This is a genomic window from Streptomyces sp. CB03238, assembly GCF_002099185.1.
In the GTDB taxonomy this organism is placed as follows: domain Bacteria; phylum Actinomycetota; class Actinomycetes; order Streptomycetales; family Streptomycetaceae; genus Streptomyces.
The window spans coordinates 30,660-43,274 of the sequence record NZ_NBCN01000033.1 but is presented as its reverse complement, the minus strand read 5'-3'; the positions used below and the strand labels follow the sequence as shown (position 1 = coordinate 43,274).

Genomic DNA, 12,615 nt, shown 5'->3' with positions numbered 1-12,615 from the left:
GTGCGACAGGTCCACCATGAAGGATGCCGACTCCGATTCCCGCTGAGGCGGGCACCAACGGGTAGGAAACATGGGATTCGACGAGGAGTACGGCCGCCTCCGTGCGGAAGCTGCCGAGCGCCAGACATCGAGTACGCGACTGAACGGCACGGGGGACAGCCCGCTGTTGCCAGGCCCCACGAAGGACTTCGCTTCGACGCCTGCGCAGAAGACGGCCGCCGCGAACGTCATCCACAACGAGCTGCTCAAGAACACACAGGCGGCGTCCGACAAGCCGGATGAGGCGACGAACAACGCCATCAAGGGCTTTGCCGGCTGGGACACCGCCGCAGGCCTGAAGAAGGTCAAAGAAACCTGGGAGAGCCAGGTCAGGACGCTGAAGGGACGGCTGTCCGCTGAGGAGGCCGCCCTGCGGGGCACGTCGAACAGGTTCCAGCTCAACGACGTCGACACGGGCCTGAGCTTCGCTCCGGCGTCCCGGTCGAAGCTCGGCGAGGTGCGCTAGATCATCGGTCGCGCTGTCATTTATCCGACAGGCATGCCGCGGCCACAGCCGACGACGGGCGCTGTGGGCGCCCCGGGAGGAGGAAACGTGCTCACCTTTCAGCAGGTGATGACGACCGACTTCGGCCTACTGACGACAGCGGCGGCACAGTGGGACGCCGCGGCCGCTGACTTCAAGACTGTCGAGGACCGCTACAAGGACAGCGTCCAGAACATCACCATGGGGCCCTGGAACGGTGTCAGCGCGGACGTCGCCCAGGTGAATTTCGCCGCGACCCGGTACGAGTACGCCGCCGCGCAAACCCAGGCCAAGGCCATCGCCTCGCTCCTGCGCGATGCCCATACACAGCTGGTCGACCTCAAGAAGAAGGTCGAGTCGGCACGTGCGGACGCCATCGCGGCCGACATGAGCGTTTCCGACCAAGGCGACGTCTCCTACGACACCAGCAAGCTCACCCCTGCGGAACGTAACGCCTACCAGCATGACCCCGACGCCAAAGCAGCCGTCCGCGAGCAGGAGCAGAAGTGGGCCCAGCGCATCAGGGACGCAGTACGCGCGGTGGACGACGCCGACCAGGGCGTGAAGCTGGCACTCGAAGCGGTCGTCGTCGACACCCTCGGAGGCAAGGACGACGCGACCCTGGGCGTGGGCTTCAATGGCCGGGCCCAGGGCGACATCGAGGTGTACGAGGCGCAGTATGCCGAAGAGGTCGCGACCAGGATCAACGGTGGTGACAAGCTGTCGGCCGCGGAGCTGGCCGAACTCCAGCGCACGTTCCGGGACAACGCCGGCAAACCCGAGTTCAGTCAGACGTTCCTCAACGGCCTTGGCGCCAAGGGCCTGATCGAGTTCTCGAACAGGATGAACGACCAGATCCACGTCAAGAACCCCAAGAACCGCACGGACTTCGTGGCCTTGGAGAAGGGGCTGGCCAACACGCTGGCATCAGCCACCCGGGACACCAAGTCGGACTTCTACAAGAAATGGCGCTCGGACATGCAGAAGGTCGGCATGGAGCGTTTCAACACGTCCTTCACCGACCTGCGCCTTGAAAAGGCCCGGGGCTACCAGTCGTTGGTCACGCTGATGAGCCAGGGCGAGGGCTACTCGAAGCAGTTCCTCCACGACCTCGGCGACGACATCATGAAGGCCGAGAAAAACGGCACGGACATCTGGGTCATGAAGGGCGACTACAGCGGCAAGGACACCGGCTGGTTCGCCAACGACCCGATGGACGGCCTGCTCGGCGTGATGAGCCATGACCCAGCCGCCTCGGCCGCGTTCCTCAAGGACGAGGGGCGCATGAAGCACCTCATGGACCGCGACTGGGAGGTGGTCCTGGAGGCGCACGAGCACGGCAACTCCACGCACTACTCGCCGTCGCTGGACGGGGATGACCGGGCTGGTTTCGCGGCCGCGCTCCAGGCGGGGGCGACGGGGATCGACCCGTCGGACGAGAACGGCAGGTTCGTCAAGCACTCGGACGACAATGTCGCGGTGTTCAAGAACTCGATCAAGCACCTCGCCGAAGCGGGAGACGAGTTTCCTGAATCACTGCGGGAGCCGATGGCTCATGTTTTGGTGAACCATGGTTCCACCGTCCATGACATTTCCAGCAGGATCGACATGCGGGATCTTCCGATCAAGCAGGACGAACTCTTTGAGGTAATCAAGCAGGTCTCGAAGGATCAGGCCTCCTACCAAGCCCTGAACTACGGGATCAACCAGGCACTCGTGTCGGATGTCCATGCTCCCGACCAGAAGCACCCGCAGGAGTCACTGATCCGCGCCGGCCGCACGATCGGCTTCTTGGAGCAGGCGCGCACCGACGCCGTCGGCCCGGCTGAGACCGCAGGCTGGGACGAGAAGTGGATGTTCGACAAGGCGATCAGCTACATCCCCGTGGCCAGCGACGATGTCCAAGCTGGCTTTGACTACGTGGTCGAGAAGTGGCAGAACGATGAGCAAAAGAAGCTGGACGAGGACCACGCCAATGAAAAACTGACGGCCTACACGAAGCGCAATGAACAGCTCATGGCATTGACCGATGAATGGATCAAGGTTCACGACAAGGACGGCAGCAAGGTAGAACATCAGCGAACCATCGAAGAAGCCTCTGGGTCCGGTGAGAGCCGGGCGAAGGCCGTAGGCAACTCGGAAAATAAGTAAATGGATTCCCTCTGCCGCCTCAGCAAGCCACTGACACTCACCATCGCAGGCATGACACTGCTGACCGTGGTGTCCTGCGACACGTCGTCCCCCGAGGTTCCCGCGTCCATGTGTGGGACACGCATCGAGCCGGGCCTCTCCCGCCCGCTCCTGGAACCGCTCGGCGAGTTCGATGAGTTCAACCGTCTCGACCCCGAACATCCGAAGACAGCGCCTTGCGTCGTATCCGTCGACGGCGATCCCGCGCTGCGCTTCCGATTGGCGTTCCACTCCGAGTCCCCGGACCTGATGAAGTGGGCGAACGAAAGCAGCATCGTCGGGCTGACGAACCCGAGTGTGATCGATCTGGGTTTCGAGGCTTCGGTGGTCGGCAATGAGGGGGCCATCGCCACGGAGGCCTGCCGGACAGCCGAGGGTGACCGGCTCACCCTGTCCGTCGTCGCTCCCCGGGTGCCCCCCGCCAAGGAGAATCTTCGTCCCGCCATCGAGAAGTTCATGAAGGCATACATGAACAACACCATCGCGATGCTCGGTTGTGGAGGCACAAAACGGTAATACCGGCTGCCGGACGCCGAGCCTGGACAGCATCTCGAGGTCGGAGCGCACGGTAGCGGGTGGTTCCGATTCTTTGTGGCACCCGGACCCCCGTAGGCAGATGACCGAGCAGGCAGCGCCGTTCCAGCACCTCGCGAAGGGAAGATGGCGCACCTGCCCGGTGGGGCGGTCGCGATGCGGTCTTCCCTCGTCTCTGAGGCCGCCGCACTTCGCTAGCCGGAGGCGGAGGCGTGAACCGAACCACAGCTTCATGACGTCCATGGAGCCGTACTCCAGATCATTCAACGGGGGAAGACATGGGATGTCGTCGATCTGCAGAGCCGTCTGGAGTCCGTCGTTCAGGACGCGCGGAACGCCGACATGCTGGTCGACGCGGACGGCAACGTGAAGTACGACGAGTCGAATTCACCGCCCGGGAGCGCATGTACCTGCGAGACCACCCCGAAGCGGTGACCGACCTGAACAACAAGGTCGCCGGAGGGGCCAAGCGCATCAAGGATGCCGTGCAGGCCTTTAACGACGCCGACCAGGGCGTCAGGCTGGCCCTGGAAGCGGTCGTCGTCGACAGCAACAAGGACACCAACGCCGGAGCGTACGGCGACATCGAGGCCTATGAGATCGCTGCGCTCTTGGGCAAGGACGGCAACCTCACCGAGTCCGAGCGTAAACAGCTCGACGCGGCCTGGCGGGACATCGACCCGAAGCAACGTGCCGCGATGTGAATGGATCACCGCGAGGAGCTGATCAAGTCCGGTGTGCTGAACCCTCGCTATAAGTGGAGCGCCCCGGACGAGGGAGCGGGACCGTTCGACGTGGAACCGCAAACCGTCGGCGACATGGCCAATCTTTCCCAAGCGTTGCTCATGTACACCGGAGGTGACGCGCTGGACAAGCAGAACGCCGCCCGGCACATGGCCTACTACCTTTCGGCAACGGGAACGGACTTGGACGTCGATGTCTCGGCCATGTTGCGAGAGGACCGCGGCTTCAACCAGGTCGTCGCCACGACGATGAAGGACTACGACAAGGAGTTGACACAGCAGGCCTTGGCAGCTTTCGAGAAGAACGGCGGCGCACCGGTGTCCATCCCCGTGGAGACGAAGCGGCACGATTACACATTTTCCGACGGTTCCGACTGGTTTTACGCCATCGGCAGTCAGGCTTATACGGCATCAGGTGTCATGACACGTCCCCGACGCCGACGGGAAACCCAAGGTCAGTATGGAATACCAAGTCGACATCTGGGACCGCTACAGCTGGGACCAGGGGAAGAGCACTCCGAGTGTGCCGTGGCTCACCGTCTCGGACGCGGACATGGCCCGCTTGCACACCGTAGGACTGGGTCAGGAGTACAACGTGCACGGCTCGAGCGATGTCATGACACGCGGAGTGGAGGACCCCGTCGTGACGCCGCCGTCGGCCACGGGCCGACAGGACGAGCGTACCGACCTTGAACGGGACCAGAAGAGGTGATGGGCGATGACGAAAAGAGCGCTATCCCGGCAAGGGCTGTCGCGCACAGCCCGTCCACTGGGCGGCGTGCTCCTGATCACGCTGCTGCCTCGGGGCCGCTGGGTGCACCTCCTCCGGAGCGGATCCGCAGCGACAGCACCCGTCGCCAAGCGCGGCGCGTAACGGCTGGGACCGCACGATTCCGCAAGCCGAAGTCGAGGCCGACGCACGGGTGACCGTACCCGCAGGCGCTCGTGACATCCGTTGGGGTTACAAGCACGGGTTCCAGGACGACGCGGCGGCGCTCACTTTTGTGATGCCTTCTGCCGAAGTGGGAAATTTTCTCCGGTCCATCGATGGAGAACACGAGGAGAAGCTCACCATGATGGGCATCGATCACAAGGAGTTCTACGCGAAGATCGACGCTCCCGGGCCCGAAGAATTCCAGGAGTCAATCTCCCGCAGTGTGCGCTTCACTCAACCGACCGCCGAAACAGCGGAGGACCTCAACATCTGGACCGCGAAGGTTGCCGAGGCCGAGACACGTGTATGGATTGAGGCATTCGACCTATGACCCGGGAGAAGGTGTTCGCCCGCCCTGCCGCAGAGCCGAACGAGGCGCGCGGCGAACCCGCTCGTCGAGAGCGGGCGGCCGGCGGGGCCAGCCGAGAGGTGGCGTCGGGTGATTGTGGACGTTCCCTGTGACACCCCGGGCTCCGGCGACAGATAATCGAGCCACAACGCCGTTCCAGCACCTCGCGAAGGGAAGCACGCCTGATGGGCACTCAGCAGGAGAAGGACGAGCTGTACGCGCTCGACATCAGTGGTGTGGAGTGGCAGGGCGCCCCCGGTACCAGCCCTGACGAGGAGCGGGTGGAGATCGCGCACCTCCCCGGTGGGGCCGTCGCGATGCGGTCGTCTCTGGACCCCGACACTGTGCTCCGGTACACGGAGGCGGAGTGGACCGCGTTCGTACTCGGGGCGAAGGACGGCGAGTTCGACCTTCAGTGACCCTCTGAACGCGCGAGAAGGGGCCTGCTCCTGTCCCGGAGCAGGCCCCTTCTTGGTGCGCACCACCGCACCACCGCACCACCGCACCACCGCAGTGGGTCGGCGGGGGTGGCGGGGCGTCAGTAGGCCTCGGTGAACAGCTGCGACGCCTTGACGTCGGTCGACCTGTAGTTCTCCTTGCCCGACTCGATCGCCTTCGCGACGATCTCCAGGCGGTTCTTCATGTCGTCGGCCAGTTCGCGGTACTTCCGCTGAAGTGCGGTGTACTGGGCGAAGGCCTCACCGTCCCAGGTACCGGTCACCACCTTGACGGCTGCGTCCATCTCCGCGAGGTCGTTGATGATGCCCTGGGAAACGACGCGAATGCGGTTGGCCATCTCCTGGACGCTTGCATACTGGACCTTGGTGCCGAGGTCTTCAGACATGCTGGTCTCCTTGCTTGTCGGTCGATCCGGAAAACAGTGACGATGCCGCTTACAAGAAGTTCAGCTGGGAGTTCGCGGCCTTGAAGGAGGCCTGAACCTCCACGTCGTTGGCGTTGCTCAGGTTCTTGGTCTCACCGACCGCGTTGAGCAGCACGCCCAGGAGCCGACGGATCCTGTCGTGGTCCTCGTTGAGCTGGATCTGGGCCCGCCGGAAGCCGTCCGCACCCACACCCGTCCAGCCGGCACGCGCCGTCTCGATGATGTTGGCCAGTTCGCGGGCCTGCTTGCTCACCTCGTTGCCGGTTTCCATGATCTTGTTCTTGGCCTTGATGACCGGATCGTCGACAAGTCCGAACCCACCACCTGTGGGAGTGGCCATGTGAAGCTCCTCAAATCGGTTCCGATGCCGAGCTGTTGGCCTTCGCCCGGCCTGATGGTGACGCCTACAGCTACGCTCTCCTGCTGCGTACGCCTACCGCCACGGCCGCGCCGATGGCGACGACCGCGACGGCACTCGCGGCGATGGCCCAGAGCGGGAACCCGCCCTCTTCTGGCCTGGCCGCTGCCACAGGTTCCTTGGACGCCTGGACAGGACCCTTGCCGCTTGCCCCCGTGCCCTCAGGAGAGGGGGAAGTCTCTGGTCCCGGCGACTTCTTCGCCTGGGCGGCGAGAAGCGGGTTCACATCGGGCGCGCCGGGGTCGCCCTTGCCCTCCAGCAGGACCTGCGCCGGGCGGATCGAGCCGTAACCGATGTACTTGCTCGGTACGGGGCCGACATGGCCGGCGGTCTGCATCATGACACGCAGGACCTGGTTGGCGGTCCAGTCGGGGTGGGCCGACCAGATGAGCGCGGCGGAGGCGGAGGCGATGGCGGTGGCTTGGCTGGTGCCGTAGCTGTCGCAGTAGCGGCTCTTGTCGCCAGAGCAGCGCGCCGGGACAGATTCGCCGGGGGCAGCAAGAGCGAGGTGGTCACCGTAGTTGGAGAACTTGGTTACCTTGCCCTTGGTATCCAAGGCGCCGACCGCGATGACACCGGGAATGGCTGCTGGGTACATACGGCTTTCCAGTCCGCTGTTGCCCGAACCCGCAAAGATCAGAGCACCCTTCTTGAGGGCGTAATCGACTGCCTTCTGCCACTCCATGCTCTCGGCTTGATCGTCAGGGCCGGCGATGGACATGTTGATGATCCGTGCCCCGTTGTCCACGGCGTAGCGGATGCCCTTGGACGCCGGCTTGACATAGCCAAACGATGCCTTCGGGCTCACCTTCACAGGCAAGATCTGCGCATCGGGGGCCACCCCCTTGGCCCCACCGTCAGCCCCGTTTCCCGCAATGGTGATGGCCATATTGGTGCCATGCCGCTCGGTGTCCTTGCCATCGATGCGACCCGGGCCTCCTTCCGGATCGTAAAAGTTGCGGCCAGGCAGGACCTTTCCGCGCAGTTCCGACACCGTTGAGTCAACCCCGGAATCCAGTACAGCAACCGTGATTCCCTTGCCGGTGGAGACCTTCCAGAGTTCCTCAGCCTTCATGGCATCCAGATACCACTGGCGCGCACGCATGTCGTCCGCATACGCCACCGGAGCAACGACGGCAGAAGCGGCGACGACCGCTGTCATGACTCCGAGCACGGCGAGAACGCGGGCGCGATAGGAACGGGCGTGGGGGGACATCGGTGGGACTCCTAGTCAATGACTGGCGGGACAATCTTGCGCTGGCCCATGGCCCAGGTCTCCTCGTCCTCCGACAGGTAGTCAGGACGTGGAGCGGACTGCCGACGCTCCTCCTGGCCTGATGCTGTCGTGACTGGAGGGCGCACCAAGCCTGTACCGCCCGGCGTGAAGGTGCCACGTCCAGTGACACTGGACGCAGCCGGTACGCCTACGGTTCCGCCGGGCTGGGACGCGAGCCGACGGCCGGTGCCAGTTCCTGTTGCGGCTCCGGGTGCGCCCGTCATGCCGCCGCCGTAGCCGGGCATGCCCGGGACACCACGGCCGTAGGCCCCACGTTCTTCACCGATAACCGTCCCCACGGGCAACCTGGGCCCACCCGTGGAGGGGCCGGTACGCCCCAACATGGGCTTGCCGCCAACGATGCCGTCCTGAGCACCCGGTCGGGCGATACCCAACGGTCCGGGAGTGCCCAGAGGGCCCCGCACTGAGCCCGGTCCACTCACTGGGCCAGGACCTGGGACAGAAGGCATGCGGGCGGTACGACCCTGCTGGGGGCCGACCACCGGAACAATGGGAGGAGGCGGCGGGGCTCCCGTCCCTGGCCCTGTCGTGGGCGGAACGTTGGGAGACTGCGGAGCAGGGCGGGTCACGGTCTCCGGAGGCAGCGTCGACACCGAATCAAGGTTCGTACCTACGGTCCCCTCCGGCGGCATGACCGGCGGTGGCCCAGGGCGCACGGCTGCCTGGTCCGGCGCTGAGGCCCTGCCGGCCGGGGCAGTGGAGGAGGAAGCCTGCACTGTCGAATATTCGGCCCCTGCCCCTCCGGACGCCGACCCGCCCGAGGAGGCTGCCGACACCGCCCCTGTTCCACCCCCTGTGGCGTAAGGGCGCTCTCCAGTGATCCCGTCACCAATTGGCTTGAACTCCGGCTGCCGCTGCGCCCTCATCCGCTCCTGCGTGTTGTCGTAGTACGACGACAGCCGCTCCAGCTGGTGTATGGCCTCCTGGAGCTTCGGGCCCTTCTCCTCCTCGATGCGGGCCTTCTCCTTCTCAGGGTCCGCGAAGCACTGTCCGGCCGGCTTCGGCACCGCCGCCTTGGCTTCGCGGAGGGCCTGGCCCGCTCGCAGCATCTCCTGACTGACGACCTCGGTGAAGTCACCGAGTACCAGCGTCTCCGAGACCATGTCGGCACCCCACTTGCGGAATGCCTCACCGCCCTCGCCCTCCCACTGGACGCGGCTGATGTAGTGCCGCAGGTCCCGGGCGATACCGAGGATCTTCGGCGCCGCAGCGGCCAAGGCGTCGCCGGCGCCCGACAGTTCTTCCGGCCTGGCGGACGCGATCATCGCGTAGAGGGCGTCCAGGGACTTCCCCTCGAACTCTCCTGCCATGTGTTCGCTCTCCCCCGTTAGCTGAATCCGCCGGAATCACCGGTGTTGGTGTGCGTGGGCGGCTTTGTCGTGGCCCCGCCCTTGCTGTCGGCCGCCCTGTGCTCCTCGACGCGCTTCTGGATCGCCTCGAAGCGCTCCTTCTCTTCGATGTCGACGTTCGCGTAACCCTTGTCGGCGAAGTGGACGGCGATGCCCATGCCCTCGATCGTCTCGCCGAAGACCCTGGTCAGTTCCTCGAGGCGGCTGCGAACCTTTTCGTATGCCCCGTGGAGGGTGGTGGCCGCTCCGAAGCCCTGGCCGTAGGCGTCTGCCGTGATCTTCTGTTCGCCGATCTTGCGGTGCTGCGCGGGCGATGCGTCCAGCTCCGTCAGCAGCTCCTGCATGCGTGTCCTGAAGCTTTGGAGGGTGACTCCTCCGACCTCAAGATCCTTCTTGCCGCCCCCGTCCGACCCGGCCACGTCAGCGCCCCCTCGTCACACTCGTGAATCCTTCGTTCACTCTAGTCAATTCGACTCTCTGCCCCAACACGAGTTCCGCGGTTGGGACTCATCAGTGACATGTCCCTCACCACACCCGCCGCCTCCGCCCCCGTGCGTCCCGGATGACCGTCGCCGTGCCCGCGACCACCGCGACGAGGATGCCCGCGATGCCCAGGGCGTACGTCGCGTACCGCTCGTCGCGTTCCTGGGGGGTCTCCGACATGGCCAGGTGGGCCGGTTCGGGGGCGGGGGGTTTCGGGGGGCCCGGGTCGGGGGTGGGGGCTTCCGGGGGGCCCGCGTCGCCGTCGAGGGCACGCAGGGGGTCGACGACGCCCCAACCGACGTGATTGTCGCGGCCGTTGATGGAACGTTCGGCGGTCTGCTCGATCTGGGCGACGATCTGGTGGTTCTTCCAGTCCGGGTACTTGGCGCGCAGCAGGGCAGCGACGCCGGCGACGTACGGGGCGGAGAAGCTGGTGCCGTTGTCGACGCACTGGCCGCCGCCCGGGACGGTGGAGACGACGTCCACGCCGGGGGCCGCGACGCCGACGAAGGTGCCGGACTGGGAGAAGACCGCGCGCTCGTTGTTGCGGTCGGAGGAGGCGACGGCGAGGACACCGGGGAAGGCCGCGGGGTAGGTGTTCTTGAGCTTGCCGTCGAGGCCGTCGTTGCCGGCCGAGGCGACCACCACGATGTCCTGGTCGAGGGCCCGCTGGACCGCCCGGCCGAGCGACGACTGGGGTCCCAGCGCCTGGGTGGTGTCCTGCGAGATGTTGATGACGTCGGCCTTCTTCGCGATCGCGTGGTCGATCGCCTCCGCCATCGTGTCGGACTTGCCGCTGTTCTTCTCGTCGTTCTGCCGTATCGGGATGATCGTCGCCTCAGGGGCCAGCCCCACGAAACCCGTGCCCTTGCGGGGACGTGCCGCGATGATGCCGGCGACCTTCGTACCGTGGCCCACCTCGTCGACGGTGCCGTCGGTCTTGCCGCGCTTGCTGTCCTTGTCGCCCTTCTCGGGCTTGAGGAAGTCGGCGCCCGCGGAGGCGTCGACGGCGTCCTTCAGCTGCGGGTTGACGTTGTCGACACCGGTGTCGACGACGGCGACGCGTACGTCCTTGCCCTTGGTGTCCTGCCACAGCTCGTCGAGCAGCACGCGCTGGAGCGGCCAGGGCGTGCCGGCGATCTGCTTCTTCATCGGGAAAGTGCACTCGCCGCTGCCGGCGTACGCGGTGGGCGGTAGCGCGATCACGCTCGTGAGAGCGGCCGCGGTCGCGGTCAGCAGGCATGTTCTGCGGTACGGCATCGGCATCCCCCGTCAGGAACCCTGCGGCTGGCGCGCGCTGTTGGTGTCGAGCCGGGGACCCTTGGACAGGAACTCCGACCAGGTGATGGGTACGAGTGCGGGGGTGACCTTCTCGTAGCCGAGCCGGATCTGCGCCTGGCTGGGCTCGGGGCGGCCGTCCTGCTGCTTCTGCTGACCGCCGGTGCCGATGTCGGAGCGCTCGCTGTCACTGTCGCCGTTCGCCTGGACGGCGTACCGGAGCCCGGTGTCGGTGACGAGGAACAGCGAGCCGTCGGGCTTGGTCTGCTTGCCCTGGACCTGGGTGTAGAGCAGACCGCTGCCGGGGGTGACGTAGGTGCTGCTGCCGCCCGCGGTGATGTCGGCGGGGTACTGGGTGCCCGCCCAGGTGGACAGGGTGGTGCGGCCCTTGTCGTCGACCTTGCGCAGCACGCTGCACACGGTGTCGCGGGCGCCCTCGCCGCCGGTGGAGTTGGCCTGCCGGGCCTTGCGCGCGGGCCAGCGGTACTGGGACCCGAAGGTCGACGAGTCGTACGTGAACGACTGGACGCCGACGGCGGCCGCCTCGCCGTTCATGTTGAGGTCCTTGGTCTGCGGGTGGTTGATCAGCAGCCAGGCCGTGAAGTCGGAGACCGGCTGCACCTTGCCGGGCAGGACGACGAAGTGCTGGGGACCGGAACCGGTCTTGGCCAGCAGGACCATGCCGACCCGGTTCTCGTTCGCCTCGAGTCCCTCTATGCCGGCGGGCTCGCCGACCGTGCCGGGGATCTCGGGGAAGTCGATGGGGCTGCCGTCGTGGAGGGTGGTCAGCCAGTCGTCCGTGACGGCCTGCGGCTCCTTGTTCAGGCCGACCAGGGCCGTGGTCAGGACGGCGGCATCCGTGGGCGTGCCGCGCACCAGGTACTTGGTGCCGGACGCGTCGACGAGATAGCGGGCGCCCTTCTGGCCCTTGACGTACAGGACCTGACCGTCCTTGAGCCGCTCCTTGCCGTCAGTGCGGGCGAAGTCACGTTCGGCGAGGACGAAGGTGGCCTTCTGCACACTGGCTCCCTTGCCGCCGCCGGGCTGTTCGCACACGGCCCAGCGCTTGGCCTTGGCGGCCTCGGTGTCGCTGGGCAGCCGGTCCGGTGCGTACGGGATGCCGAGGATGGGGCCGCGCGGCGGCTTGCCCGCGTCGAGGATGTCGTCACTGACCTGGACGACCCCGAACTTCTGCGGGTCCAGCAGCAGTCGCGCGGAGGCGAGGTTCAGCACCGGGTGCAGCAGGGTCTTGCCGTCCTTGCCCTTGCCGGTGGTGAGGACGACGTAGCGGGTGGTCGACTGCTTGCCGACGATCACCTTGGCACCGGCTTCGTCCCAGCCCTTGGGGGCCTTCGGGCGGAACATGCCCCAGGCGCCGAAACCGGCCAGCACGAGCGCCGCCACGATCAGGCCGGGCACGATGGCGCGCAGCGGGCGCGGCGCCCCCTCCTCCGTGACCGTGGGCGAAGGTTGGAGGAAAGCGGCCACCGTGCGCTTCTTCGCAAAGGTGTACGCGTTGAGCTCATCCCGCCGTGATGCCATGAGTCCCCATCTTCGAAAGGCACAGTCACTTGCGAGCGCCCGGGGGAGCATGGCACCCGGGGCCTCGTTGTCGGACCGGCCCCCTACTATGC

General features: G+C 66.0%; 13 protein-coding genes. 7 read left to right on the top strand and 6 right to left on the bottom strand.

What is annotated here, in order from left to right:
• Positions 1-70: 70 nt before the first annotated feature.
• The 7 genes from BKD26_RS35615 to BKD26_RS35585 all read left to right on the top strand — a co-directional run bounded on the left by BKD26_RS35615 (position 71) and on the right by BKD26_RS35585 (position 5,692).
• Positions 71-505: a hypothetical protein gene (locus tag BKD26_RS35615; protein ID WP_084906840.1), complete on the top strand. Its 435-nt coding sequence runs from the start codon at positions 71-73 to the stop codon at positions 503-505.
• An 87-nt stretch (positions 506-592) separates the two neighbouring features.
• Positions 593-2,674 (top strand): hypothetical protein, encoded by a 2,082-nt coding sequence (locus tag BKD26_RS35610; RefSeq protein WP_084906838.1) that lies wholly within the window; start codon positions 593-595, stop codon positions 2,672-2,674.
• Positions 2,675-2,725: 51 nt separating this feature from the next.
• Positions 2,726-3,229, top strand: coding sequence for a hypothetical protein (locus tag BKD26_RS35605; RefSeq protein WP_143662760.1), 504 nt, complete (start codon positions 2,726-2,728; stop codon positions 3,227-3,229).
• 449 nt (positions 3,230-3,678) lie between these two features.
• Positions 3,679-3,951, top strand: a complete 273-nt coding sequence (locus BKD26_RS35600; RefSeq protein ID WP_143662759.1) for a hypothetical protein — start codon at positions 3,679-3,681, stop codon at positions 3,949-3,951.
• 499 nt (positions 3,952-4,450) lie between these two features.
• Complete coding sequence (locus BKD26_RS35595) at positions 4,451-4,702, top strand: hypothetical protein (RefSeq protein WP_084906831.1); 252 nt, start codon at positions 4,451-4,453, stop codon at positions 4,700-4,702.
• A gap of 211 nt (positions 4,703-4,913) precedes the next feature.
• Positions 4,914-5,255, top strand: coding sequence for a hypothetical protein (locus BKD26_RS35590; RefSeq protein WP_084906829.1), 342 nt, complete (start codon positions 4,914-4,916; stop codon positions 5,253-5,255).
• A 203-nt stretch (positions 5,256-5,458) separates the two neighbouring features.
• Entirely contained in the window at positions 5,459-5,692 is a 234-nt protein-coding gene (locus BKD26_RS35585; RefSeq protein WP_084906827.1) for a DUF397 domain-containing protein, read from the top strand.
• A 119-nt stretch (positions 5,693-5,811) separates the two neighbouring features.
• Here BKD26_RS35585 and BKD26_RS35580 read toward each other — a convergent pair whose 3' ends face one another.
• From BKD26_RS35580 to eccB, 6 genes are all read right to left on the bottom strand, one after another.
• Positions 5,812-6,117 carry a WXG100 family type VII secretion target gene (locus BKD26_RS35580; protein WP_084906825.1) on the bottom strand — a complete coding sequence of 102 codons (306 nt, stop codon included), beginning with the start codon at positions 6,115-6,117 and terminating at the stop codon, positions 5,812-5,814.
• Between the two features lie 49 nt (positions 6,118-6,166).
• Positions 6,167-6,496, bottom strand: coding sequence for a hypothetical protein (locus BKD26_RS35575; protein WP_084906823.1), 330 nt, complete (start codon positions 6,494-6,496; stop codon positions 6,167-6,169).
• Positions 6,497-6,566: 70 nt separating this feature from the next.
• Positions 6,567-7,736, bottom strand: a complete 1,170-nt coding sequence (locus tag BKD26_RS35570) for a S8 family serine peptidase (RefSeq protein ID WP_107418111.1) — start codon at positions 7,734-7,736, stop codon at positions 6,567-6,569.
• Between the two features lie 1,462 nt (positions 7,737-9,198).
• The gene (locus BKD26_RS35560; protein ID WP_084906819.1) at positions 9,199-9,564 is read right to left on the bottom strand and encodes a hypothetical protein; all 366 of its coding nucleotides are present in this window, start codon (positions 9,562-9,564) and stop codon (positions 9,199-9,201) included.
• Positions 9,565-9,745: 181 nt separating this feature from the next.
• Positions 9,746-10,963, bottom strand: coding sequence for a type VII secretion-associated serine protease mycosin (gene mycP / locus BKD26_RS35555; RefSeq protein ID WP_084906876.1), 1,218 nt, complete (start codon positions 10,961-10,963; stop codon positions 9,746-9,748).
• 12 nt (positions 10,964-10,975) lie between these two features.
• Positions 10,976-12,523: a type VII secretion protein EccB gene (eccB, locus tag BKD26_RS35550; RefSeq protein WP_084906817.1), complete on the bottom strand. Its 1,548-nt coding sequence runs from the start codon at positions 12,521-12,523 to the stop codon at positions 10,976-10,978.
• Between the last annotated feature and the right edge of the window lie 92 nt (positions 12,524-12,615).